Annotated in this window: 21 protein-coding genes, 1 tRNA gene and 2 pseudogenes; 13 read left to right on the top strand and 11 right to left on the bottom strand. The window is 60.6% G+C overall.

What is annotated here, in order from left to right; genetic code table 11:
• Positions 1–90 precede the first annotated feature (90 nt).
• The 6 genes from CKW30_RS19465 (at position 91) to ggt (ending at position 6441) form a co-directional block, all read left to right on the top strand.
• Complete coding sequence (locus CKW30_RS19465; protein WP_095181651.1) at positions 91–2148, top strand: methyl-accepting chemotaxis protein; 2058 nt, start codon at positions 91–93, stop codon at positions 2146–2148.
• A 115-nt stretch (positions 2149–2263) separates the two neighbouring features.
• A tRNA-Met gene (locus CKW30_RS19460) sits at positions 2264–2340 on the top strand.
• A 226-nt stretch (positions 2341–2566) separates the two neighbouring features.
• Entirely contained in the window at positions 2567–3814 is a 1248-nt protein-coding gene (locus CKW30_RS19455) for an S-type pyocin domain-containing protein (RefSeq protein ID WP_095181650.1), read from the top strand.
• Between the two features lie 9 nt (positions 3815–3823).
• A complete protein-coding gene (locus CKW30_RS19450; RefSeq protein ID WP_095181649.1) occupies positions 3824–4093 on the top strand; it encodes a bacteriocin immunity protein in 270 nt (89 codons plus the stop codon).
• 50 nt (positions 4094–4143) lie between these two features.
• Entirely contained in the window at positions 4144–4392 is a 249-nt protein-coding gene (locus CKW30_RS19445) for a bacteriocin immunity protein (protein WP_056790321.1), read from the top strand.
• Between the two features lie 216 nt (positions 4393–4608).
• On the top strand, positions 4609–6441 hold the full coding sequence (ggt, locus tag CKW30_RS19440) for a gamma-glutamyltransferase (protein ID WP_095181648.1): 1833 nt from the start codon (positions 4609–4611) through the stop codon (positions 6439–6441).
• A gap of 53 nt (positions 6442–6494) precedes the next feature.
• Here ggt and CKW30_RS19435 read toward each other — a convergent pair whose 3' ends face one another.
• From CKW30_RS19435 to CKW30_RS19425, 4 genes and pseudogenes are all read right to left on the bottom strand, one after another.
• Positions 6495–7094, bottom strand: coding sequence for a flavin reductase family protein (locus CKW30_RS19435; protein ID WP_095181647.1), 600 nt, complete (start codon positions 7092–7094; stop codon positions 6495–6497).
• Positions 7095–7311: 217 nt separating this feature from the next.
• A pseudogene (locus tag CKW30_RS27960) lies at positions 7312–7749 on the bottom strand (methyl-accepting chemotaxis protein); the annotation flags it as partial.
• A gap of 102 nt (positions 7750–7851) precedes the next feature.
• A pseudogene (locus CKW30_RS27955) lies at positions 7852–8538 on the bottom strand (PAS domain-containing protein); the annotation flags it as partial.
• A 204-nt stretch (positions 8539–8742) separates the two neighbouring features.
• Positions 8743–10056: an MFS transporter gene (locus CKW30_RS19425; protein WP_056790330.1), complete on the bottom strand. Its 1314-nt coding sequence runs from the start codon at positions 10054–10056 to the stop codon at positions 8743–8745.
• A 342-nt stretch (positions 10057–10398) separates the two neighbouring features.
• Here CKW30_RS19425 and CKW30_RS19420 point away from each other — a divergent pair, with 342 nt between their 5' ends.
• On the top strand, positions 10399–11817 hold the full coding sequence (locus tag CKW30_RS19420) for a short-chain fatty acid transporter (RefSeq protein ID WP_016773194.1): 1419 nt from the start codon (positions 10399–10401) through the stop codon (positions 11815–11817).
• 60 nt (positions 11818–11877) lie between these two features.
• Here the strand turns inward: CKW30_RS19420 and CKW30_RS19415 are convergent, their stop codons facing one another.
• Positions 11878–12168, bottom strand: a complete 291-nt coding sequence (locus CKW30_RS19415) for a nucleotidyltransferase family protein (RefSeq protein WP_042609686.1) — start codon at positions 12166–12168, stop codon at positions 11878–11880.
• Between the two features lie 217 nt (positions 12169–12385).
• Between CKW30_RS19415 and CKW30_RS19410 the strand changes: the two genes are divergently transcribed.
• Together CKW30_RS19410 and CKW30_RS19405 are read left to right on the top strand one after the other, a co-directional pair.
• Entirely contained in the window at positions 12386–13558 is a 1173-nt protein-coding gene (locus tag CKW30_RS19410; RefSeq protein WP_095181645.1) for a hypothetical protein, read from the top strand.
• Between the two features lie 174 nt (positions 13559–13732).
• Complete coding sequence (locus CKW30_RS19405; protein WP_095181644.1) at positions 13733–14257, top strand: SET domain-containing protein-lysine N-methyltransferase; 525 nt, start codon at positions 13733–13735, stop codon at positions 14255–14257.
• Positions 14258–14266: 9 nt separating this feature from the next.
• Here the strand turns inward: CKW30_RS19405 and can are convergent, their stop codons facing one another.
• Entirely contained in the window at positions 14267–14911 is a 645-nt protein-coding gene (can, locus tag CKW30_RS19400; protein WP_039761245.1) for a carbonate dehydratase, read from the bottom strand.
• Between the two features lie 140 nt (positions 14912–15051).
• Here can and CKW30_RS19395 point away from each other — a divergent pair, with 140 nt between their 5' ends.
• Positions 15052–15456: a serine kinase/phosphatase gene (locus tag CKW30_RS19395; protein WP_095181643.1), complete on the top strand. Its 405-nt coding sequence runs from the start codon at positions 15052–15054 to the stop codon at positions 15454–15456.
• A gap of 121 nt (positions 15457–15577) precedes the next feature.
• On the opposite strand, the gene rimI is transcribed toward CKW30_RS19395, so the two are convergent.
• Together rimI and CKW30_RS19385 are read right to left on the bottom strand one after the other, a co-directional pair.
• Positions 15578–16030 carry a ribosomal protein S18-alanine N-acetyltransferase gene (gene rimI / locus CKW30_RS19390; RefSeq protein ID WP_039761243.1) on the bottom strand — a complete coding sequence of 151 codons (453 nt, stop codon included), beginning with the start codon at positions 16028–16030 and terminating at the stop codon, positions 15578–15580.
• Positions 16023–16769: an energy transducer TonB gene (locus CKW30_RS19385; RefSeq protein ID WP_095181642.1), complete on the bottom strand. Its 747-nt coding sequence runs from the start codon at positions 16767–16769 to the stop codon at positions 16023–16025. Before CKW30_RS19385 ends, rimI begins: the two co-directional genes overlap by 8 nt.
• A gap of 242 nt (positions 16770–17011) precedes the next feature.
• On the opposite strand from CKW30_RS19385, the gene mksB reads away from it, so the two are divergent.
• The 3 genes from mksB to mksF are packed head-to-tail and all read left to right on the top strand — an operon-like array spanning position 17012 to position 21820.
• Positions 17012–18292: an Mks condensin complex protein MksB gene (gene mksB / locus CKW30_RS19380; RefSeq protein WP_177434226.1), complete on the top strand. Its 1281-nt coding sequence runs from the start codon at positions 17012–17014 to the stop codon at positions 18290–18292.
• Entirely contained in the window at positions 18282–18983 is a 702-nt protein-coding gene (gene mksE, locus CKW30_RS19375; protein ID WP_016773189.1) for an Mks condensin complex protein MksE, read from the top strand. Before mksB ends, mksE begins: the two co-directional genes overlap by 11 nt.
• Positions 18980–21820, top strand: coding sequence for an Mks condensin complex protein MksF (gene mksF, locus CKW30_RS19370; protein ID WP_041480021.1), 2841 nt, complete (start codon positions 18980–18982; stop codon positions 21818–21820). Before mksE ends, mksF begins: the two co-directional genes overlap by 4 nt.
• 176 nt (positions 21821–21996) lie before the next feature.
• Here the strand turns inward: mksF and CKW30_RS19365 are convergent, their stop codons facing one another.
• Genes CKW30_RS19365 through CKW30_RS19355 form a run of 3 tightly spaced genes read right to left on the bottom strand, consistent with a single transcriptional unit; the run spans position 21997 to position 25562 of the window.
• Positions 21997–24300: an intermembrane transport protein PqiB gene (locus tag CKW30_RS19365; RefSeq protein WP_095181640.1), complete on the bottom strand. Its 2304-nt coding sequence runs from the start codon at positions 24298–24300 to the stop codon at positions 21997–21999.
• A complete protein-coding gene (locus CKW30_RS19360) occupies positions 24293–24916 on the bottom strand; it encodes a paraquat-inducible protein A (protein WP_095181639.1) in 624 nt (207 codons plus the stop codon). Before CKW30_RS19360 ends, CKW30_RS19365 begins: the two co-directional genes overlap by 8 nt.
• A complete protein-coding gene (locus CKW30_RS19355; protein WP_024014315.1) occupies positions 24903–25562 on the bottom strand; it encodes a paraquat-inducible protein A in 660 nt (219 codons plus the stop codon). Before CKW30_RS19355 ends, CKW30_RS19360 begins: the two co-directional genes overlap by 14 nt.
• Positions 25563–25791: the final 229 nt, after the last annotated feature.

Raw genomic sequence — 25791 nt, 5'->3', positions numbered from 1 at the left:
ACTTTCGAGGCCTTTTAGAGGGCACGGGTCGTGAGCCAACAGCTCGCGATGCACGCCAATGGTGCGTGGTGTCCAGAGGAGTCATGAGGCATGCAGGCTTTCCTTTCACCGGGGATCAAATTGCTGGGGCGGTTTGGCTTCGCAGGTAAATTCCAATTGTTGTTTCTGCTGTTCATTCTGCCGCTGGCCGGCAGCCTGTTGATGATCGGCCATGACTATCGCGAGAAGCTCAATCTGATCTCGGGCGAACGTGCCGGCGTGCGTCAGCTGCTCGCGCTGGATGCGCTGGACAACCTGCTCGCCGCTCAACGCGACCGCGCCGCCCGCTGGCGCGCCACCGAGACCAATCGTCAGCCTACACCGGCCACCCTCGCCGCCATGGCCGCCTTCGACGGCGTGCAACCGGCAGTGCTGCAAGCCACCACAGAGCTGGGCAATGCCCTGAACCAGCAAGGCGCCGACGGCGCAATCCTCGAACGCTTTCAGGCGCTGCAAACCGCACTCAATGGCCTTGATTCGAAAAGCCTGAGCAGTGTCGGCTGGTGGCCGGACGGTTATGACCGCTTCACCAATGCCCTGGGCGCGCTGCAAGCCTTGCGCGAGCAGATCGTCATGGACAATCGCCTGACCCTCGCGCCGTGGCTGGAAACCTACCTGCTGACGCAGATTTCCACGCAGCACGCGCCGGACCTGATCGAGCGTGTCGGCCGTCTCGCCGCGGTCGGCCAGGCTTCGGTGGTCTCCGGGCAGTTCACCCTGCAGAGCCGCCTGCAGTTGCGCGACCTGCGCAGCCGCATTGGTGACGCCCGCGAGCAACTGGTGAAAACCGCCGGCCTGCTGGAGGCGCGTCTGCCAGCCGAGCTGCAAGCCTGGGCCGGCCAGTATCACGACAGCCTGAAACACCTCGACAGCGGCCTGAAAGTCCTCGACGACGGTGTGTTTGGCGGCAGCATCAACCTAAAGCCAGAGGACTTCGAACGCAGCCTCGACGCGCTGCTCACCGACCTCGCTTCCCTGCGCCAGCAATCCCTGGTCGCGCTGGATCAGCGGCTCGATGCGTATTACAGCTCGGCGATCCGCCAGTTCATTGTTGTCGCCGCAATCTTCGGTTGCCTGCTGTTGGCCGCGTTATACCTGTTCGTTTGCCTGCAAGCCTCGATCCGCCGTAGCGCCAGCGGCATCACCTTGCTAGCCGAAGCCTTGCGCGACGGTAACCTGAGCCTGCAAGTGCCGGTGGTGGGGCGCGATGAGCTGGCAGCGATCAGCACCGCGCTCAACGTCGCTGTGGTGCAATTGCGCAGCAGCATGCTCGGCGTCGACCACGAGACCTCGCAGTTGAGCAACGCGGTGCGCAGCCTCAACCAACACTCCAGCGGCGCCCTGAGCGAAGTCGAAGCGCAGCAATTGCAGATCAGCCAGATCGCCGCTGCCGCCACGCAATTGGCCGCCACCTCGCAAGGCGTCGCGCAGAGTTGCGAACAGGCCTCCGGCAGCGCCCAGCAAACCCGGCGCATCGCCGCCGACAGCAGCCGCGACAGCCAGCGCACCACGGCGAGCATTCAGCAGCTCAATCAGCGCCTGAACGACACCGCCGCCGCGCTCGGCCGGGTCAGCGAGCAAGGCCAGCAGATTCAACTGGTCGTGGACACCATTCGCGGCGTCGCCGAGCAGACCAACCTGCTCGCGCTCAACGCCGCCATCGAGGCCGCCCGCGCCGGCGAACAGGGTCGCGGCTTTGCCGTGGTCGCCGACGAGGTGCGCAGCCTCTCGCAACGCACGCAATCGTCCACCGCGCAGATCGCCGGCACCGTCGACAGCCTGCGCGCCACGGTCAACGAAGCGGTGAGCCTGATGGAAGCCGCCTGTGGTCAGGCGCAATCGGATGCCGAAGCGGTCACCGGACTCGGCGAACGCCTGGGAGAAATCGCCAGCGCCGTACAGAGTGTCACCGACACCCTGGCGCAAATCGCCACAGCGGTTGAAGAACAGGCCAGCACTGCCGACGAAGTCAGCGGCAATATCCAGCAGGTCGATCAAGCGGCGGTGCGTTTGCTCGAAGGCGCACGCGCCGTAAACCTAGCGGCGGACACCTTGAGCCAGGGTAGCGAGGCCCTGAGCGCCAATACCGCCAGATTCCAACTGCGCTGACGCCCTCCCCGGCCCCGATTTTCGGGGCTGGAGGATAAGCAGTTGAAAACAGGAAGAAATATTTTCGATTTACGCTTGACGCTTTGCCATTTCAGGGGAATAATGCGCGCCACTTGGCTACATAGCTCAGTTGGTTAGAGCATAGCATTCATAATGCTGGGGTCCGGGGTTCAAGTCCCTGTGTAGCCACCAAGTACTAAAAACGGCTTACCGAAAGGTAGGCCGTTTTTTTATGCCTCGAGAAAAGTCCTTTTCCTCCCGCTCCCTGCATGCAATTCAGATGCCTCCGTAAGAAAAAAGTAGATCTCTGGTACGAAACGGATCTTTCGTAGCATCAGCCACCTGTCGCTCTCTCCCCGAATCGCTCCTATACCGACAAGCTCCCCTGGCTCGACTCAGCGCCATACAGGGAGTTGGCATGCCTCAATACAAATACCTTCTCGACGATGACTGGTTATTAAATCCGTATAGCGGTGGCAGGGCCTGGTTTACTTTGCTTCCACCGAAAGCACCGGAGCCGGTGTACATCGAGAAGGATGAGTGGCCTGCGCCCAAGCCACGCGAAGACAGGGTCTTTGCCAAGTCCTGCACGCCGGACAACTGGTGTCGCACGGACGCTGGCACTGCCAAGGAGCCAGCCAGCAACTTCGGCAAGATCATGGTCGCCGGCGCCATGCTCATGCCCTCCGCCAGTACCGCTGTAGCGACGGCGATAGGTGCCGACCTGGCTTTGGGGCGTCTGGCCGGCGGCGGGATTTTGCAACAGCGCCTGAACTGGGCCATCCGTGGCGCCGGCGGGCCGGCCAGCGTGTTTGTGCTGGGAATGCTGCCGAGCAAAATGGCCGACGGCACGCTTCACACCGACGAAGAACTACGCCGCATGAGCCGCGCCACCACGCGCGTGCGTTTCCAGTTTCGTCGTGATGCCGAAGGTGTTCTGCGGGTCTACGGCATCCACTCCGGCGCCTCTGGCGACGACGCCGTACGCACGGTGAACGTCAAGTGGAACGCCGACAAGACCGCCATGGAGGCCAAGCTCAACGGCATCACCATTCTCTGGACGCCGCAACGCGGGCCGTTGGGATCGATGCCTCCGCTGGTTTATCCCGACCACGGTGAGGCACTCGACCCGATCCTCGTCCACCCGATCCCGGACAACACCGATAGCCAGATTGAGGGACTGCCGGGCGAGGATGTAACGGCCGAGGATTGTATTCTGGTGTTCCCGGCGGACACCGGGCTGAAGTCGTTGTATGTGGTTTATTCAAGGCCGGCGAGGCAGACGCCTGGGATCGTTACGGGGGTGGGTGAGGATGTGGGCGGTATTTGGCTTGACCATGCTCAAGCTCAGGGTGGCGCCCCTATTCCGACCAGCATCGCGGATAAACTCAGAGGGAGCGAATATTCTAGTTTTGATTCGTTTAGGCGGGCTTTTTGGGCCGTTGCCTCAAAAGACAGCGCAGTGGCACAACAGGTCAGCGAAGATAATCTACGACGTATGCGCAACGGAAATGCGCCCCGCGCCCGCTTAGGTGATGCAGCAGGGAAAAGGATCTCTCATGAGATTCATCATGTGGAACCGATATCCGAAGGTGGTGATATCTACAACGTAGATAACCTAAGGGTCTACACACCCAAAAACCATGTCGACGTACACCGTAAATAAGGGCATAGCATGAGCGACCCATTCATCAAAAGCAGCTTTTCCGACTATACCGAGCAGGATTTCATTGATCTCATAGATGAAATAAGAAAGGAGGATATAGCGCCGACAGATCTCCGTGCAGATGCATTGATTATGCACTTCAACAAGATAGTAGGACATCCGAGCGGGATGGATCTGATCTACTACCCCGAGCCCGGAGCAGATACAACATCTGCCGGAATAGCTCGTACAGTCATGGCATGGCGCGAAGCGAATCGACTACCTGGGTTCAAGACATGAATCCTGCCGCCCGTTTCATTTGAACTGTGGAACTTCAACTTGAGAACGTTATGACTAAGATATCCGACTACACCGAAGCAGAATTCTTGAAATTTGTGCAATCTGTTCTTGCAGCCAACACAAGCCCAGACGAGATTCTCGATCCGCTGTTGTTTGAATTTGTACGTCTGTGTGAGCACCCAGCGGGCACTGACCTTATCTATTGGCCCGAGGATATGAAACAACAAACAGCCGAGAGCATTACCGAAATCGTGAAAAAGTGGCGCTCTACCCATGGTCTGCCGGGCTTCAAGCAATGAGTTTCTGACTCACTAACCCTGCATCACTCTCAAGAAGATCGCACCACCCGAGCTACCGCTTTCGCGAGCAGGCTCGCTCCCACAAGGGCATCGTTTTCGGCCAATCGATTGGCGCGGCCGCTGATCGGAAGGGCTGTAATCCCCACGCAGTTTGCACCCCGCCGGCCCGCTCGATAAAGTCCCCGAAGACTTTTACCCCACGGACGGAGAGCCCGCGTGTTTCCAGCCCAGCCCTTGAAGCGCTTTCGCCTGCCAGCCCTGACACTGTTTGTCAGCGCTCTGACCCTCACCGCATGCAACGCCCCGCCCTCTTCTTCGTTGCCGCTGGCACCGGAAGCCGCTTCCGGTTACCGCACTGATCTGCAAACCCGTCACGCCAATAAACACATGGCCGCTGCTGCCAATCCACTCGCGGCCGAAGCCGGGCGGGAGATGTTGCGTCAGGGTGGTTCGGCGATTGATGCGGCGATTGCGATGCAGGCGGTGTTGACGCTGGTTGAGCCGCAGTCTTCCGGGATCGGTGGCGGGGCGATGATTGTGTTGTGGGATGGCAAGCAGGTGCGCACCTATGACGGCCGCGAAACGGCGCCGGCCGGGGCCACCGAGAAGCTGTTCCTGAAGGCTGACGGTAAACCGATGGCCTTTACGCAAGCGCAGATCGGCGGGCGCTCGGTCGGTACGCCCGGGGTATTGCGGGCGCTGGAGCTGGCGCATCGACAACACGGTCGCTTGCCTTGGGCGAAGCTGTTTGAGCCAGCGATCAAACTGGCCGAGCAAGGCTTTGCGATTTCCCCGCGCCTGCATTCGCTGCTGACTGCCGATCCACTGATACGCCAGTCGCCAGACATGGCCGCGTACTTCCTCAATGACGATGGCAGCGTCAAAGCTGTCGGCACACGCCTGCAAAACCCGAAATTGGCTGCCGTGTTCAAACGTATCGCCAGCGAAGGTGCCGATGCGCTGTACAAAGGTCCGATCGCCGAAGAGATCGTCGCCAGGGTTCAACAGCACGCCAACCCCGGCAGCCTGTCGCTGAACGATTTGCAGCGTTATCAGGCCAAGGAGCGCGCGCCGCTGTGTACCGACTACAAGCGTTGGCAGGTCTGCGGCATGCCGCCACCGTCGTCGGGCGGGATCGCCGTGGCGCAGATTCTCGGCACGTTGCAGGCGCTGGAGACTCGCGACCCACGCCTGTCGCTGACCCCGCTCAAACCAACGAAAACCGATAAGCCGGCCGGCATCGAACCGGTGCCGCAAGCAGTGCACCTGATCGCCGAGGCTGAACGTCTGGCCTATGCCGATCGTGCGCAATACGTGGCCGACACCGACTTCGTCCCGGTACCGGTCAAAGGTCTGCTCGATCCGGCCTACCTGGCCAGCCGCGCCAGCCTGATCGGCGAGCGCAGCATGGGCAGCGCCAAACCGGGCACACCGCCGGGCGTGCAGGTTGCCTACGCACCGGACCGCTCGCCGTTGCGCATCTCGACCTCGCAAGTGGTGGCGGTGGATGATCTCGGCGGCGCAGTATCGATGACCACCACCATCGAAGCCGCGTTCGGCTCGCACCTGATGGTTCAGGGTTTTCTGCTGAACAACCAGATGACCGACTTCTCGTTCATCCCCGAAGAGAACGGGCAGAAAGTCGCCAACCGCGTCGAACCCGGAAAACGCCCACGTTCGTCGATGGCGCCGACGCTGATCTTTGATCGCAACACTGGTGAATTTGTCGCCACGGTCGGCTCGCCCGGCGGCTCGCAAATCATCGAATACGTGGCGAAAACCACCATCGGCCTGCTCGACTGGAACCTCGATGCACAAAGTGCAATCAACCTGCCCAACTTCGGCAGCCGCAACGGTCCCACCGAACTGGAACAGGGACAGTTCAGCCCGGTGCTGATTCAGGCGTTGAAAGACAAAGGCCACACGGTCAGTGAAATCGACATGACCAGCGGCACCCAAGCGATCGTGCGGGTGAAGGATGCGCAGGGCAAAGCGACCTTGACGGGGGGTGCCGATCCTCGGCGTGAGGGAGAAGCGTTGGGGGACTGAAACACCGCATTGAAAAAGGCCTGCCGAGCAGCAGGCCTTCTCCCGGGAGTAAATCAGACCGCCAACGTCTTGCCATCCACCCCGTCCCCAATCTTCAGGAAATGCCCCCCCGCCACGTGGTGCAAGGTACGCAATCCATCCTGCCCTTCGAAATGCCAGCGCCCATCGCTGAACACACGCTCGTCGGCCTGGGCGGCGATGACTTCGGCGAGGAACAGGTCGTATTGCTCGTGATTACGCGGCTCCGGCAGCAGGCGGCATTCGAGCCAGGCAACACAACCCTCGAGCAGCGGCGCTTCAACCTGTTCGCCGACAAAGGTGTGCAGGCCGTACGACTGAAATTTGTCGTGCCCCTGGTTGCGTGTGATTTCCAGGCCGGACGTATTGCCGACGGTTTGCACGATATCGGCCTGATTGACGCAAGGCACGTTCAGCACAAAGGTGCCGGAGGCTTCGAGCAACTGGCGGGTCCAGGTGGATTTGTCGAGGACGACGGCGACTTTCGGCGGTTCGAAATCCAGCGGCATGGCCCAGGCGGCGGCCATGATGTTGCGCTGGCCGTCGTGAGCGGCACTGACGAGAACGGTCGGCCCGTGATTGAGCAGGCGATAGGCTTTGTTCAGGGGTACCGGACGGCGTTGGGAGTCGCTCATGGGGATCTGCTCCGGGGGAAAAGGAGCCGATTGTAGCGCTGTCACTGGAGAATCACAGAACCTGTGGGAGTGAGCAGATGCGGCGCTGCCCCTCGGTGATCGTTCCCACGCTCTGCGCGGGAATGCATCCTGTGACGCTCTGCGTCACGCCAGCGAAGGAACGCGGAGCGTCCCGGGCGGCATTCCCACGCAGAGCGTGGGAGGGATCAGTGCGGTGTCAGTGAGAGAGCTGATTGGCAAACTGCCCCACCGCATCCACCACTTTCTGCGCACCGTCCTGAATCTCGACGATCACCGTGCCCGCCTCCGCCGCCAGCGCCAGGCCCTGTTCGGCCTGAAGCTTGCCGTCGGTCATCAGCGCCACGGCATTGCGGGCCATTTCCTGGTTCTGCCGTACCACGCCGACGATTTCGTCCGTCGCCTGGCTGGTGCGCGAGGCCAGTTGCCGGACCTCGTCCGCGACCACGGCAAAACCACGGCCCTGCTCGCCGGCCCGGGCGGCTTCGATGGCAGCGTTGAGCGCCAGCAGGTTGGTCTGTTCGGCAATGCCGCTGATGGTTTTGACGATCGTGCCGATCACCAGCGACTGCTCGTTCAGCGCCTCGATACCTTCGCCGGCGGCTTGCATGTGACGCGACAAATCACGCATCACGTTCACCGCTTCGGTGACGACCGTGGTGCCCCGTTGCGCGGTGCTGTCGGTTTGTTGCGAGGTGCTGTAAGCGATGCTGGCCGCGTCGGCAACCGCCTGCTCGCGGTTGACCTGATCGGTGATCACCGTGGCGAACTTCACCACTTTGTACAGTCTGTCGTTGGCATCGACCACTGGGTTGTAGGACGCTTCCAGCCACACCGTACGACCATGGCTGTCGATACGCTTGAAGCGGCCTGCGACGAATTCGCCACTGTTCAAGCGCCGCCAGAAGTTCTGGTACTCGGCGCTGTTGTACTCTTCCGGGGCGCAAAACGTGCGGTGATGTTTACCCTTGATCTGCGCCAGGCTGTAACCCATGCCGTTGAGGAAGCGATCATTGGCGCTGAGCACATTGCCGTTGAGGTCGAATTCAATCACGGCGGTGGAACGCACCAGCGCACCGATCAGGTTCTCATGCTCGCGGGAGGCCTCGATGGTGCGGGTCAGGTCGCTGGCGTAGAAGGACATGTGTCTGATCCGGCCATCGGACGAGCGTACCGGTTGCACGATGGAACGCAGCCACGCCTCGTCGCCATTGCCGCGCAACAGGCGCACGGCGCCGGCAAAATGCTCGCCACGGCTCATCGAGTTCTTGAAGCGCTGATGGAATTCGTCGGTTTTGACGTGGGCCGGGACGATGTCTTCGATTGCCCGGCCGATCAGGTCCTGGCTCTTGTAGAACATTTCATCGAGAAAATTCTGGTTGACCGAACGAATCCGCCCGTCGGGCTCAAGGGTCAGCGCGAGCATTTCGCTTTCCAGGCTTTCCTTCACTTGTACAAGGCTGGAGAGTTCTTCGCGCAGAGCGGCCAGCTCTTGCTTCAAGCGTTTATTGAACATGGGAAAGCACCGATGGCAGGGTAGTTAGCGGATACAACCTAGCCATCGGCCTTGCGCAGCTTTTCTTAAGCCAGCTCCAGACCCGTCAGTCGAAAATAATCCGGCGCTTGCGGATCAGGCAGCGCCGGCCGCCTGACACGGTCCGGTACGTGGCATGCGCGCACCGAAATACGCCGCCGTCACAATCCCCACAGCGCCCATCACGGCACAAAAGATCACGCAGATCCATGGACTCCACGGCATCAGACCAATCAGCAACAGCGGTGTGATACTTGCCCAGGCGGCGTAGGCAATGTTGTAGGTGAAAGAAATGCCCGACACGCGAATCCGCGCCGGGAACAACCCGACCATCACCGAAGGCACCGCACCTACTACCCCACAAGCCAGGCCGGCGACCGCATAGGCCATGCCGATCCAATGCCCGCCCATGATCAGACAGCCATACAACACGCCAATGCCCAGCGGCAGTAACAAGCTGTAGAGCATGACCGTGCGCCAGGCGCCGATGCGGTCGACCAGCAGTCCGGCGATCACGCAGCCGATATTCAGAAAAACGATGCCCAAGGCACTGAGGCCGAAGGTGTGGCTGGCGGTCATGCCGAAGGTTTTCTGCATCATCGTCGGGGTGATGACCACGAACACCACCACCGCCGAGGTCAGCACACACGTGAGCAACATGGCCGGCAGCATGGCCAGACGATGTTCACGCAGCACCGTGCGCAACGGCAGTTCGACCCGCGCCTCGCGCTGCGCTTCCATGGCCATGAACACCGGGGTTTCGCTGAGCCAGCGGCGCAGGTAAACGCCCACCACGCCGAACACTCCGCCGAGCAGAAACGGATAGCGCCAGGCGTAATCGAGAATTTCGGCAGGCGTGAAAACCTGTGCCAGGAAGGTCGCAGTGAGTGCGCCGATCAAGTAACCGAACGTCAGGCCGGCCTGCAGAAAGCCCAAGGCGTAACCGCGATGGCCGGTCGGCGCATGCTCGGCGACGAACACCCAGGCACTCGGCACCTCCCCCCCCACCGCAGCGCCTTGCAGGATGCGCAGCGCCAGCAACAGCAAGGGCGCGAAATAGCCGATCTGTGCGTAGGTCGGCATGATCCCGATCAGCAGACACGGCAGCGCCATCATCAGGATGCTCAGGCTGAACACCTTTTTGCGGCCCAGACGATCGGCGAAATGCGCCATCAGAATCCCGCCCAACGGCCGCGCCAGATAACCGGTGACGAAGATGCCGAAGCTTTGCAGCAGACGCAGCCACTCCGGCATTTCCGGCGGGAAGAACAACTGACTCAGGGTCAGCGCGAAGAATACGAAGATAATGAAATCGTAGATTTCAAGCGCCCCGCCAAGCGCCGCAAGGCCGAGGGTCTTGTAGTCGGCACGGCTGAACGGCGCCGGTCGGGCTGGGGAGTTGGCAGTCATGACAAAGAACTCAGGCATCGGCAAAAACCAAGGCGCTCATGGTCTACGCAAATGCGCGGATCGACAACCCGTCAGACCATAGTCTCGGTTTGCGAAAACCTGCTCAACAAAAGGGCGGCGCTTGATTTACTGTTAGCGCCTGTCCAAGGGACCACGCCAACACCGACCAGCCGCCCATATGGGAGCGAGCCTGCTCGCGAAAGCGTCAGTTCAGACAACCTGATGCTGAATGTGCCGACGTCTTCGCGAGCAGGCTCGCTCCCACAGGGGTCTCTGTGGCTGTCGAGCCGGGCGACTGCTCCCACGGATCAAAATAACCATAAAAAATCCGAGGTACTTCCCGTGGCCGTTGATATCGAAGATAGCCGCTCCGCGCGCTTTGCCCTGCGCTGTTCCAGTTTTGCCGAACGCTGGTTTCCCGACTCCTGGGTATTCGCCGCGTTGGCCGTGATCATCGTTGCGCTGGCCACCCTGGCCATGGGCGCCAAACCCACCGCTGCAGCGATGGCCTTCGGCGACGGCTTCTGGAGCCTGATCCCGTTCACCATGCAGATGGCCTTCGTGGTGATCGGCGGCTACGTCGTCGCCAGCTCTCCGCCCGCAGTCAAACTGATCGACAAACTGGCACGCATCCCGAAAAACGGCCGCTCCGCCGTGGCCTGGGTGGCATTGATCTCGATGGTCGCCTCCCTGCTCAATTGGGGTCTGTCGCTGGTATTTGGCGGGCTGCTGGTACGCGCCCTCGCCCGCCGCACCGATCTGAAGATGGATTACCGCGCCGCCGGTGCCGCTGCTTACCTGGGCCTCGGCGCGGTGTGGGCGCTGGGCTTGTCATCGTCGGCCGCACAGTTGCAGGCCAACCCGGGCAGCCTGCCGCCGTCGATCCTGTCGATCACTGGCGTAATCCCGTTCACCGAAACCATTTTTCTCTGGCAATCCGGGGTCATGCTGCTGGCGCTGATCGTGATCTCGATCATCATCGCCTACGCCACCGCGCCCGGGCCGAACTCGGCACGCGACGCCAAGGCCTGCGGCATCGACCCGGCGTTCAACCTGCCGCCGCTGCAACCGCGCACTCGCCCCGGTGAATGGCTGGAACACAGCCCGTTGCTGATCATTGTGCTGGTGCTTCTGGCGGCGGGCTGGCTATTCCACGAGTTTTCGACCAAACCGGCGATCACTGCGATTTCCGGCCTGAACACCTATAACTTCCTGTTCATCATGCTCGGCGCGCTGCTGCACTGGCGCCCGCGCAGCTTCCTCGATGCGGTGGCCCGTGCGGTGCCGACCACCACTGGCGTGTTGATCCAGTTTCCGCTGTACGGCTCGATCGCCGCGCTGATGACCACGGTCAAAGGCGCCGACGCGCAAACCCTCGCGCATCACATCTCGACTTTCTTTGTCAGCATCGCCTCCCACGACACCTATGCGCTGCTGATGGGCGTGTATTCGGCGATTCTCGGTTTCTTCATCCCGTCCGGCGGCGGCAAATGGATCATCGAAGCGCCCTACGTGATGCAAGTCGCCAATGACCTGCAGTACCACCTCGGCTGGGCGGTGCAGATCTACAACGCCGCCGAAGCCCTGCCGAACCTGATCAATCCGTTCTATATGCTGCCGCTGCTGGGCGTGCTCGGGTTGAAGGCGCGGGATTTGATAGGCTTCTCGTTTGTGCAACTGCTGGTGCACACGCCGCTGGTGCTGCTGTTGTTGTGGGCGCTGGGGACGACATTGGCGTATACGCCGCCGGTGATGCCGTAAGTCGATAAAAACGCACCTGCTCAAGGGCAGGTGCTCTCAAAACTTGGTTTGATCGCTGCTTTAGACGGGTCGCGCCTGATCAAGCACCTGCTGACGAAATTTCACTGGCAGGTCGCCGGGGGTCAGCACCTCGACCGCAACACCCAGCAGGTCTTCAAGCTCAACCTGAAGTCCGCCCAGATCAAAAAGCGTCGTGCCGGGCAGTGGGTCAACCAGCAGATCGAGATCGCTGCCGTCCAGATCCGTCCCCAGCAATGCTGAACCAAATACACGCGGGTTGGCCACGCGAAAGCGCCCGATCACTTCGCGGACGGCGGACCTTTGCATGTCGAGAGCAGTAGAAGGCTTCATGACTCACCCTTGGAAAATTCGATGTCGCTGCAGTCTAGCAGTGCGGACGCGCACCAGGCAGCGTGCTTGTTGGCACAGCCGTAACAATACGTGCGCTGCTTGGGTAATACCGCATTCGGGCAAGAATCCACACTCAACCGCTTTTCTGTCAAACACCACTGATCCACTATGAAGCGCCCCCAAATCGAGGGGAACCCACGCTGAAAAGGATCTGAGCATGTTCAAACTCGCAGGACTTACCCTCGTTGCACTGACGCTAAGCGCCGCCGTCCACGCCGATGTCGACGTAAAACTGGGCAGCACCGAGCGCGTCACCCGCCTCTTCGCCTACCCCAACAATTGCAGCGTGATCTGCTTTCGCAATTGGACGCTGGAGCAGACCGTCGCTCATTACTTGAGCCAGAGCGTACAGCGCGATGGTTACGCCGATGCCAAGGTGCTGGTGAAAACCGACAACGATCAGCTTTACGCCGAGATCACCGGAGTGCCGGACGGCTATGACAAGCCGCTGTCGGCGTTGCTCGACGCCGGCGACCTGGCTTATGCCGGCGCCAGCAAGCTCAATGCCGATGGCAAGTGGGCCTACAGCTGGTATCTGTTCCTGCCGCTGGGCATGGCCCTGGAAAATCACAAAAGCGTCGAGTTGCTGCACTTCCCGCCTGACTACTCGCTGACCCAGGCGCAGGACTATCTGCGCTCGAACACCACCGATCGCTGGGCGACGTTGCTGACCGATAACGGCATCCCCGCCGGGCAGACGCCGGCTTACCAGACCATCATCGACATCGCGCCGATCGCCGCGCCGTCCAATGCCGGCGGGGATCTGGAGGACGTCTACGACTACTTCAAGGATTACCAGACCACGCTGGTCAAGCAGTTCAGCCAGACCGCCAGCGGCACGACGCTGCCGATGGTTGCGTTCGGGGCGCCGGTGCGCAACTGGATCAAGGAACAATACGGGCCGACCTTGGGGGTGCTGGGGCTGGCGAGCATCAGTCCGGCCGAAGGAGTGAATGTGCCGGTGCTCGGCTCGAATCATCCGAGCTATATCTGGTACGCCGCCGATCCGAAAAGCTATACCGGCGACGATGCCCAGGCGAAGGCAGACGCGGCGGGCTTGAAAGTCATGGGCCAGGATTTGAGTGCTGCCTGCTGGCAGGCGGCAATGGGCAGCAAACCGGGCAGCGATGCGCAGGCCACGCTGAACAGTTGCACGCAAACATGGCAGGTGACGCAAAAGGTCAAAACCTGCGAGTTGTTCTATACCTCGATCCGCAACCTCAGCGCTGAACAAGCGGCTGCCAAGTGCGCCACGCCACGCATCAAGACACAGCTGCAACAGCTGAAAGCGCCACTGCCTGCGGCCGCCGTGCCCGCACCAACTCTGTAATCGCTACTGGAGTCCCCCGTGTCAGCCAATGCTGACGCGGGCCAGCGGTGATCGCGCCTGTCAGGTTTGACAGTAGACCGCTACCTTCAATTGCGCGACGCTTGGATCCAATCATGCCTCGCCTGGCGGGGCATGGGCACAACCCGGAGGCAACACTCAACAACAAGGATCGTTATGAACAATCAAGCCATGGGCCGGCACCTTCCACGCGATACAGAAGGCATCTATCCGTTCGCCGGACTTCCGGTGCGACTGGGCTTTCCATCCTGCCAGGACTTTCAGATTATCCACGACGAACGTGGCATGGCCACGGCGGTGGTCGCGCGCCGCGAGTTTCTGCGCATTAGCCGAATGTGCCGGGTTTCCGGGCAATTGCTGCCCTATCGCTGTCGACAGACCCGTCAGTTGCAAACCGGCATCCACGTTTACGATCCGCGCTTTTGCGGTGTGCTCGAGCACGCCTGCGATCCGAATGTATTTCTCGACATGAGCGAGTTGTGGCTGTGGGCCTTGAAAGATATCCATAGCGGCGAACATCTGAGCATCGATTACGCATCGACCGAAGACAAACTGCTACGCCAGTTCGCCTGCGATTGCGGCTCGTCGCGCTGCCGTGGGTGGATCACCGGTTACGACGATCCACCCACGCCTGAAGGCCAGCGCTTTTTACAGCGCTGGCGGCATCCAGGCCGTAACTGAACGCCGTGGTTACGGGGCGCCGACCGGACGTAAGCGGTATTGCGGCGGCAACTGTTCGAAACCGCTTATGGTGGTATTGAGACTTTTCCAGCGGCCGTCCTTGATCCCGTAGATGCAGCCGTGGATCGACAGCGGCTGTCCGCGATGCCAAGCGTTCTGGATGATGCTGGTATGCGCGACGTTGGCCACTTGCTGGATCACGTTGAGTTCGCACATGCGATCGACCTGCTCTTCTTCGGTCGCCAGCTTGGCCAGCTCTTCGCGCTTTTCGTAATAAAGATCGCGGATCGACCGCAGCCAGCCATCGATCAGGCCGAACTGGCGATCCTGCATCGACGCGCGCACGCCGCCGCAGCCGTAGTGGCCGGTGACGAGGATGTGTTTGACCTTGAGCACATCCACCGCGTACTGGATCACCGAGAGGCAGTTGAGGTCGGTGTGCAGCACGACGTTGGCGACGTTGCGGTGTACGAACAGATCGCCCGGCAGCATGCCGACGATTTCGTTGGCCGGCACGCGCGCGTCGGAGCAGCCGATCCATAGATATTCCGGGGTCTGCTGACGCGCCAGTTTGGCGAAGAAGTCCGGGTCTTCCTTGGTGATCGCGTCAGCCCAACGCTCGTTGTTATCAATCAGGTCTTGTAGATCGTGCATGGATAAGGCCTCAAGAAAGATGCGCAGGTTTGATAGACGACCACCCGTCGAAGTCACGCCGCCAGCGCAAAGTGTTTTCGTTGGAATTCTCGCGCGCCCGGTGAGTCCACTCAGTAAGGCCCACAGTATGAGGAATTGCCATGACTGATTCACGACGCCCTTATGATGCGGTGCAACCGGAACCCATCGACGATAACGAAGACCGCATGGGCTCGGTGCACGAGCTGGATTTCGACGACGAAGAGCCCAGCGCGAAAATCGGAGATGAGCTGCCCGAGCGTGAACGCGAAAAATTGATGCCGGCTGAGCGAGTGCGTGAGGCGGGTATGACCGGGGCTTCGGTGGATGATCATCAGCCGACCGACGATGACCTGAGCCCGGAAACGTTGATTCGCGAGGATGGCGCGCGCGATGCCGATGAACTCGGCGAGGGCAATCCGGCGGATTGGGATTTGAGCGAGGTCAGTGAAACCGACATCGGCGGCGGTGACGGGCTGGATGAAGCGGAACTGGCGGATCTGGATCCGCTGGATGGCAAGCGCTGACCCGCTGACTTGAAATTTTGCCCCCTGTAGGAGCTGCCGAAGGCTGCGATCTTTTGATTTTGCTTTGGATCTTACAAAAACAGGATCAAAAGATCGCAGCCTTCGGCAGCTCCTACAGAGCCTAATCCACCAAGGTACAGGCCATCACCACCGCATCTTCACGCCCACCCACCGCCGGATAATAATCGCGACGCCGGCCGATCTCGTTGAAGCCATACCGCTCATACAACTTGAAAGCAGCAGTATTGCTGTCGCGCACTTCGAGAAAACACTCGCGAGCCTCAGCCGCGTACGCTCGCGACATCAGATGCTCGAGCAACGTCAGGCCCAACCCCCGCCCCTGATTTTCCGGCTTGACGGTGATATTGAGCAGGTGCGCCTCATCAAGAATGATCTGCACCACGCCATGGCCAACCTGTTGCTGGCCTTCGAACATCAGCCAGATCTGGTATTTGCCCAGGCCATCGAGAAAAATCCCCCGGGTCCACGGATGGCTGTACGCGGCGTATTCGATCTTCAACACAGCGTCCAGGTCCGCCTCGGTCATCGGGCGAAAGGTTACAGCCTCACTCATCGGATTGTTTCCAGCGCGCCATCAGCCGACGCATGGCTTGCCACACAGCGGCCTTGCGCTGTGGCTCTTCCATTAACAGTTCCAGACCGGGAATCGCCCAGGCCAGGCCCAGACCTTCGATCTGCAATTCACTATTGAACGCTTCGGCGTCCGCTTCCCCGGCAAACTTCAGCGCCGGCAGGCCGATCAGCCACAGACAGGCGCAGGGTGCTGCTTCCATCTGCACTGAGAGGAAGCCTTGCACGAAGTCGCGCGCCGCTTCCGGGCCTTGATCCAGCGTGCCGCGATTGAGCCACGGCCAGCGCACCGGCTCGCCGACGATCTGCGGCGCATCCGGCAGACCGGCGGCGCGCAGCATGTCCTTGAGCAGCAGGTAGGCCGGATCGCGACTTTGAAACGCTTCGCCTGTGGGTAACTCGACCAGCAGCAGGCAGCGCCCGGCGCGCAGCAGTTGCAGGGCGAACCGAGGCGGCGGCACTGGCGCAGGCTTGACCACCACCGGCGTGTCATCGACTTCCTCCACCGGTTTGGCGCCGTTGCGGGTACTGGCCAGCGACGGACGCGGCACCTCGATTTTCGGTCGCTCGACCTGACGCGCGGCAGGCTGCGCCGGTGCTTCGGCCTGAGGCGCCGGTGCAACCGGCACCTCAAGCTCAGGCTCGGGCATCTCCAGCAGCTCGGGCCGCGACGGTGCGGCGAAAGGCAGTTCGGTGCGCGGCAGCCAGTTGACCACCTGCATGGCGTTCAAATAGGCGCGGCGGCGGGACTCGATAAGCAAAGGTCGGCCACTTGTGGATAACGGAAAGTGCGCTGATTCTACCGCCCTTCGCACAAGATCGCTCGCTGTTGATCGATACCCCGCGCTGCGCTGCGCCGCTGCCCTTTGGGCAAAGAATGCGACAGCCCGTCCCGAGAGTGAATCGCCGCGCCTGTGATGCAGTACAATCGCCGCTTTTAATCGCCAACCAGCCGGCCATTCCGATGATCGAACCCAAGCGCGTCTTGCGCGCCCTCGCTGAACACTGGGCACTTCTGGAGCCACTGTGCGAGCACTTCGACCAAGGCACCCTGAGCCTCAACGAACTGCGCACGCAACTGGCCGCCCAACAACTCGACAGCACGCCGCAGGACATCACCAGCCTGCTCGATGTGTGGATTCGCCTCGATATTCTGGTTCCGGTGGCGAAAAGCCCGAACCGTTTCGAGCTCAACGCGCAGATCCACGACTTCCTCGCCTACCTGCGCCGCGAACACCGCCTCGGTCTGTGCCTGGAAATCGAAGCCTATTTGCGTCACCTTGAGCGTCTGGCCGGTTATATCCAGGACGCTTTCGACGTTCGTGACGGCAACGATCTGGCGCGCCAGCTGCGCTTGCTCGACATGCGCGTGCGCGACGTACTGAAGAAACTCGACAACGACGAACAGGCGCTGGTGGCCGTGGCCGAGCGCGCGAAGACCAGCGACCGGCAGATTCCGCTGCGTCAGCGTTACGCCGAAGTCCTGGCGACGTGGGACGAATACGTCGAGCCGATGATCGATCTGGTCAACGCCGATGGTGCCTTCGAGCAAGGCGTGCGCAAGGTCGAAACCGTGCTGCTGAAGATGCTCAGCGAACAGCAGCGCCTCGGCCATCTGGTCGATGACGACATGCTCCTGCGCACCCACGCGCGCATCCTCGAAATGCAGACCAGCGCGCAACTGACCCTGCGCCATGCCCGCGAACTGCTGCTGCCATTGCGTGAAGAAGCGCGTCGGCATAACGCCGTGACCCGTGGCGCCGCACTGGCGCTGGCGGCGATCCGGCGTAAAGGCATCGACGCCGTGCCGCAAGCGGCGATGCCGCTGTTCACCCGCCCACAGAGCACCTTCCTCGGCAGCGCCAGTCAGGTCGAAGCCTACGTGTATGCCCTGGCGCGTTTCGAGCCGAAACCGGCGCGCTTCCCCAAGGCGCACAAAACCCAGAAGGCGGACGACGCTCCACGAGCGCCGCGCACCGTGCGCGAGATGGTCGATCGTTGCGAAGAGTCCCTGCCGATGCCGGACCTGATGACCTGGCTGCTGGAGCAGGAACCGGACGGCGCCACCGACGAATTGCTTTACTGGTTCTCGCGCCTGTCGCGGGAAAAACGTTTCAAGCGCGAGCGTCTGGAACGCCGCGAATACCATACTCACGAGCACCAGGTCAGCCTGCGCTCCTTCGCCCTGCTCTCGGCCAGCGATACCGCCGCCGAGGATTCTGCGAGCATCCCAAATGCATCTTGATCTTTCCGAACTGTCGCAACTGGCGCCGATCTTCCGCGAGTTGTTCAAGGGTTACCACGTCAGCCGCCGTGATCCTGAGCTGTACGCACAACTGTCAAACTTCCAGGATCAGTACCGCACGCTGTTCAAGGCGCTGGGCTTTGAACTGGTCTGCGACACCCGTGGCTTCTACTATTTCGTGCCGGACATGGCCGCCGCAGCGGTGAACAAGACCGCCCAGCGTCTGGCGCTGTTCACCTTCATCCTCGTCGAGCACCTGGCCGATCAGGGCCGCGACCCGATTGCCGTGCTCGACGGCGGCAGCCTCGGCCGCGAAGAATTGCCGTCGCTGCTCGACAAGTACCGCGACCTGTTCATTCAGGCCGAAGTGCAGACTGTTGAAGAACTCGAAGAAAAAATCATGCGCCGCATGACCCAGCTTGGTTTTGCCGGCGAAGAAAACGGCGTCTACCGCTTCCTGCCGCCGATGCACCGTTTCCTCGACGTGTGCCTGTCGGTGCAGCAGGACCGCGACCTGGCAGCCAGCGTCCACAGCGTTCTGCCGCTGCCGGCGCCGGTGCTGATCGACGAAGAAGCCGAAGCGAAATTCCTCGAAACCGACGATCCGCTCGATCTTTCCGAATTTGAAGAAGAAAGCGAAGAAGACGCACTGGCCCGCGCCATTGCCGAAGAACAGGAGTCCGATGCATGAGCCAGGAACGCTACGGCATCCGCCGCTTTGCCCTTTTGAACACCGCCGGTTACAGCCTCGGTCTGTTCCCGCTGGAAGAACCGTTGTCGGTTTACGGCGCGAACAACCTCGGTAAATCAGCGTCGATCAACGCCTTGCAGTTCCCGATTCTGGCGCGCATGTCGGACATGAGTTTCGGCAAGTACAGCCTCGAACAATCGCGGCGCTTCTACTTCGCCTCCGACACCAGTTACATCCTCGTCGAAGTCAACCTGCCCCACGGCCCGCACGTGATCGGCGTGGTCGGTCGCGGCCCGGGCGGCGGTTTCGGTCACCAGTTCTTCGCTTACGCCGGCAAGCTCGATCTGGCGCATTACCAGAAAAACGACACCTGCCTGCGCCAGAAAGAACTGTTCAGCAATCTCGAAAAAGAAGGCCTGAAAGCCTACGAACTCAAGCCGGATGAACTGCGCCGCTTGCTGGTTGGCGGCCATACGTCGATCCCGCTCGACCTAACGCTGATCCCGCTGCGCTCCACCAGCGAGCAGAGCCTGAAGACCTTCCGCGCGCTGTTCATCAACCTGCTGCACATGCGCGAAATCACCGCGGCCAAGCTCAAGCAACTGTTCCTCGATGCTTTCGAACACAGCTTGCGTTCCGGCAGCGTCGACTACATTGCTGCCTGCGAAGAAGCCTTCCGCGATGTGCGGCGCATGGAGCAGGACTACAACTCGCTGGTCGCTGCCGGCCCGTTGGTTGAAGCGCTGGCCAACGGCGTGAAACAGCGCGATGTGCTGCGCGGCAAACTGCATCGCCTGTCGCCGCTGCTCGACTCCTTGCTCGGCACCTGGTCGGACTACGCCACGGCGCGCAAGGAAGAGCTGACCATCCAGGCCGAGCACTACCGTCGCGAGCAGGACGACCTGCAGAACGATCAACGCGGTGGTACTCAGGAACTGATGCGTCTGGAACGGGAAATTTCCGGTATTCAGCGCTGGCTCGGCGAGTTGTCGGTGCTGAAGAACCGCTTCGCCCTGGTCGATGACGTCAAAGTGCTCGAGCAACAATTGCTCGCGGCCAAGGATGCACACGACGAACTGGCCGGTGCCTTGGCGCAGTCGCGTCAGTTCAGCGCCGAAGATCTCGAAGAGCGTCTGCGCGATCTGGAAAAACGCCTGAAGTCGGTGAAGCAACAACTCGATCACGCCGACAACAACAGCTACGCCCGCCTGCGCGAAGAGTTCTCGCAGCAGGACGTCGAGCGCCTGATGCGCCTGTTCAACAGCGCGCTCTTCAGCCTGCCGCTGGGTGAACACGGCATCACCCTCGACGAGAACGGTGAGTGGGTCAAATCGGTCGAGCTGATTCTTGATGGCTTCAAGGGCGAGCGCTTCGAAGTGCCGGGCCTGTCGATCGACATCTCGCACATTGAGCCGCCTGCCTTGCAGGCTCTGGCTGACCGCGCCGCGTTGCGCGATCAGAAAGAGCGTCTGGAAAAAGAGCTCAAGCAACTGAAAACCCAGCAGGCCGTGGCCGCCGACCGCGCCGCGAGCAAGACCCAGACCGAAGCGCTGTACCAGCAGGTGCTGGACGCACAGAAGGCGCTGGAAGATTTCCGTCGCACCCAGACGCTGAGCGCCGAAGAAAGCGACAAGCTTGAGCAACTGGCGCAGATGGAAGCCGCGCAGGACGAACTCAAGCGCTCCAGCGATGCGTTCACCGAGCGCGTCCAGCAACTGTCGGCCAAGCTGCAACTGGTCGGCCGGCAGATCGCCGATATGGAGGCCAAGCAACGCACCCTCGACGACGCGCTACGTCGTCGTCAGTTGCTGCCAGCGGATCTGCCGTTCGGCACGCCGTTCATGGATCCGGTCGATGATTCGATGGACAACCTGCTGCCGCTGCTCAACGATTATCAGGACAGCTGGCAGGGCCTCCTGCGTGCCGATGGCCAGATCGAAGCGCTGTATGCGCAGGTGCGTCTGAAAGGTGTGGCCAAGTTCGACAGCGAAGATGATATGGAGCGGCGTCTATCGCTGCTGATCAACGCTTACGCGCACCGCACCGATGAAGCCCTGACCCTCGGCAAGGCGCGGCGCGCGGCGGTCACCGACATCGCCCGCACTCTGCGCAACATCCGCAGCGATTACGACAGCCTCGAGCATCAACTGGCGCTGTTCAACCGCGAGATCAACAAGCGGCAGGTTTCCAACCTGCAGAGCTTCCGCATCGTCCTCGCACCGAACAAGGAAGCGCTCAAGCACATCGACCAGATCATCCACAGCGCCGGGCAATATGAGGAAGGCGAAACCCTGTCGGTGTTCGACCTCAGCCAGAGCGCCGAGCAGGACAACAAGAACGAAGAGGCCAAGGAATATCTGGCGCGGCTGGTGGCAGCGAACCACAACCAGCTCGGCCTCAAGGACTTGTTCGAACTGGCCTTCGAGATCACCAAGGTCAACGGTCAACCAGTCATCCACACCGACATCGACGGCGCGGCCTCCAACGGTACGACCATGACCATCAAGGCGCTGACCAACATGTACTTGTTGCTGCACTTGATGGATCGCGATCTGGCCGGCCGCGTGCGTCTGCCGTACTACCTCGACGAGGCGGCGGACATCGATGAGAAGAACCAGGCGGCGCTGCTGGAAACCAGTCTGCAACTGGGCTTCGTGCCGATTCTCGCAAGTGTGAAGCCGCAGGTCTGCGCCAGTGTCGCAATCGACCTGGAAGGCGGCAGCGGCCCGGCCGGGATCTACATCGATGAAGCGGACTGGAAGTACATCCGCCGCCATGATGTGGTCAAGGCCACGCTGAATGTGCAGGCGGATGAGCCGGAGCTGGATGCGGTTTGATCGGCGGTAGCTGAAGCAAAAAAAGGGCCGCGATCTGATGAGATCGCGGCCCTTTTTTATGGTCTGGATTTTGTGTTGATGTGGCTGGCCCCTTCGCGAGCAGGCTCGCTCCCACAATTGGAATGCGTTCCCCTGTGGGAGCGAGCCTGCTCGCGAAGGCTATTCAATAGGCGCCACTACTTACCCAGCTGAATCTTCGGCGCCCAGGTCAGCCATTCATCCTCGAACTTGTCGAACAACGGGAACGTCTGCTCGGCTCGCGCCGGATTGCCCATGCGCTCGCCATCCGGCGTGGCGAAGGCAATCCCGCCCTGAATCAGTGTCTCCAGCGACTCGGTGCGCACCGTCACGCCCTTGAACAACCCATAATCGAAGCCCACGCCGCTGGTGTTCCAGAAGCGGCTGCCACTACGCACCAGTGGCGCGTACTTCGGCTCGATCAGGATGTGCACCAACACACGGTCAGCTGTCTGGCCCAATTCATAACCGGTCACCTTTCCGACGGTGATCTCACGGTAAGTCACTGGAACGCCGGGCTTCAAGGAACCGCGACGTGCGGCGCTCAACACCAGACTCAGACCCGCTTCCTGCCTGGTGACTTCCGGCGCTTCGGCCAAGGCAACGAAGTTCTTCTGCGGGCCGAGATTCTTCGCCGCCGGCTGGACTTCGATGTATTTGCCGGTGACCAGCGTTTCCAGATTCTGCGTCTTGATCAGACCCAGTTCCGGCTCGACCACCCAGAATTGACTGCCGACTCGCGCAATCTTCTCCGGCACTTCGGTGATGCGAGCGGTGAGGATCACCGACTGCATGTCGTCGGTCAGATCGACGCTTTCAATCTTGCCTACGTCCAACCCCTTGAAACGCACTGGCGTACCGCTGCTCAAACCGTCGGCGCGATCGACTTTGATGGTAACGACTGCACCTTTCTTGTTCGCCTCATCGTGATCGGCGAACAGACGGAAGCGCGGGATACGTTTCTTCAACGGCGCATTGGCTTGTGGGGTTTCGAAGGCAATACCACCGGCCATCAGGGTTTGCAAAGATTCACTTTTGACCTGAATGCCGCCGGTCAAGCCACCCGTGAGGGTAATGCCGCTGACATTCCAGAAGCGCGTCGAAGCGTTGACCAGGTTTTCATATTCCTTCTCGATGTGCACGCCGATGACCAGCTGCTTCTTGGTTCTGGAGAACTGGTAGCTCTGCACCGAACCGACCTTGACCTGCTTGTACAGAATCGGACTGCCGACATCGATCGAACCCAGCGAATCGGTAAACAACACCAGATGCAGGCCCGGCGAACGCAGATCCAGCGGCGGAGCTTTCGGTCGCGCTTCGAACTCGCGTTTCGGCGCAGCGCCTTTGTCGCCCGGACGCACGGCGATGTAGTTACCTTTCACCAGCGCTTCCAGGCCGGTAATACCGGCAAGGGATATCGACGGTTTGACCACCCAGAACTGCGTGCCCTCAACCAGATAGTCTTCGGCCAACGGATCGAGGGTCAGCTCGGCTGTGGCGCTGTTCAGGTCCGGATCGACTTTGAGCGCTTTCAGGTTGCCGACCTGAATACCTTTGTACATCACCGGCGTGCGACCGGCCTGCAGGCCCTCGAAATCGCTGAGTTTGACCTTCACGCGAATCCCGGCAGCGGCAGCGTCGAAGTCTTCATAGAGACGGAATGGCAGGCTCGGATCGGTCGCCGGACTGTCCTTGCGATTCTCCGGCGTCGCGAACGCGATACCACCGGCGACGATACTAGCCAGGGATTCGCTGCGCACTTTCACGCCGGACAGGTTAGCGTCGATGCTGATGCCGCTGGCGTTCCAGAAACGAGTATGTTTGCGCACCAGTTTGGCATAGGTCGGCTCGATGAACACTTTCAGTTCAACGGTGCTCTGATCCTCGGACAGCACGTAGCTTTTGACCTGACCGACCTTGATCTGCTTGTAGAACACCGGGCTGCCGCGATTCAACGAGCCGAGGCGATCGGCCTTGATGGTCAGGTGCAGACCGGGCTTGGCGTCGGACAGCGGCGGCTCTTCGGCCAAAGCCTTAAACTTGCGAACCGGCTCGCCTTCACCGGGACTGATGGCGACATAGTTACCCGAGACCAATGTTTCCAGACCGGTGATACCGGCCAGGGTCACGCTCGGTTTGACCAGCCAGAACCGCGTGCTGGTCTTCAGGTACTGCTCAACATCCTTGTTCATCTCGATGGTGGCGATCACCCCTTTCGAGTTGCCCTCATCGTCGAGCTTGAGCGTCTTGACCTTGCCGACCGGCATGCCTTTGTAGACCACTTCAGTCTTGTTGGCCTGGATGCCTTCGCCGCTTTCAAAGCGCACCTGAATCTCGATACCGGTCTCGGAATAAGCACGCCAGCCGAGCCAGCCGCCGATGATCAGCGCGATCAGAGGCAGCACCCAAATGGCCGACCAGTTCGAAGCCGGTCGGGTTTTCGCTACAGGCAAATCAGTCATGGTCGTCGTCCGACTCCGTGTTATCCCAAATCAGTCGGGGATCGAAAGTTACTGCGGCGAGCATCGTCAGAATCACCACGGTGGCGAAGGCGACGGCGCCCAGATTTGCTTCGACACTGGCTATCCGGCCGAAGTTGACGACCGCCACGAGAATGGCGATCACAAAAATATCGAGCATCGACCAGCGGCCGATGAACTCGATGAAACGGTACATCCAGATACGCTGACGGGCCGACAATGGCTGCCGACGCTGCACGGAAAACAGCAGCAGCGCGATGCCGACCAGCTTGAACGTGGGCACCAGAATGCTGGCGATGAACACCACGGTGGCGATCGGGATCATGCCGTGCTGAACCAGTTCAATCACGCCGGACATGATGGTGCTCGGTTCACCCTGGCCCAGAGAACTGACCGTCATGATCGGCAAGACATTCGCCGGAACATAGATAATGGCTGCCGTGATCAACAGCGCCCAGGTGCGGGTCAGGCTGTTGGGGCGGCGAGCGTGAACCTGCGCGCCGCAGCGGGTACAGCTCTGCTCATCGACGTCAGCTTCCTGCTTGTTCAGTTCGTGGCATTCGGTGCACACCAGAATGCCCGCATCAATCGCCCGCATGGGCATCCTCTCCTGATAATGCCTGCCAGATCTGATGCGGTGACATCACCACCTCCAGCCAGACTTGCACCAATAACAAGCCAATGAAACATGCCAGCCCGAGGCCGACGGTGATTGCTGCCATATCCGCCAGCTTCACGATCGCGACAAGCACGCCCATGAGGTAGACCTCGAGCATGCCCCAGTCTCTGAGGTGGTGGTAAATACGATAGAGCAACAAGCCATAACTGCGGCCGACATTGAAGCGGATCGTCAGTAGGACAAACAGCTGGCACAACAACTTCAGTAACGGTATGGCCATGCTGCAAAGGAAGACGACGATCGACACACCTTGCATGTCGGTGCTGAACAGGCCGACTACGCCACTCCAGACCGTATCCTGCGAGGATTGCCCGAGGATATTGAGTTGCATGATGGGTAAAAAGTTTGCCGGCACGTAAAGTAATAACGCGGCAATTACCAGGGCGAGGCTACGCTGCACCACGTTATGGCGATGGGCATACAGTTCGTAACCGCAGCGCGGGCAGAGCGCTTTCTCACCATGGGCAAGTGTCGGCTTGCGCATCAGCAGGTCGCACTCGTGGCAGGCTATCAAGTCTTCCAGCGGTAAATCTGACAGCCCGGGGGCGTCAACCGATTCTGACATACAGGCTCTGGCTCCGATAAAGATGGGGCTATTCTAGTGTTCTGCTTCGAAAATAACTGTGCAATTTTGTTCGCCATAGCTCTGAAAAACTTTCTCGCAGGCAAAACAAAACCCCAACTGCTTTCGCAATTGGGGTTTCGGAATTTAATCTTGACGATGACCTACTCTCACATGGGGAAACCCCACACTACCATCGGCGATGCATCGTTTCACTGCTGAGTTCGGGATG

The organism is Pseudomonas sp. Irchel 3F6, assembly GCF_900187595.1.
Taxonomy (GTDB): Bacteria; Pseudomonadota; Gammaproteobacteria; order Pseudomonadales; family Pseudomonadaceae; genus Aquipseudomonas; species Aquipseudomonas siliginis.
The sequence above is the reverse complement of the archived record's forward strand: the minus strand, read 5'-3'. Positions and strand labels throughout refer to the sequence as shown.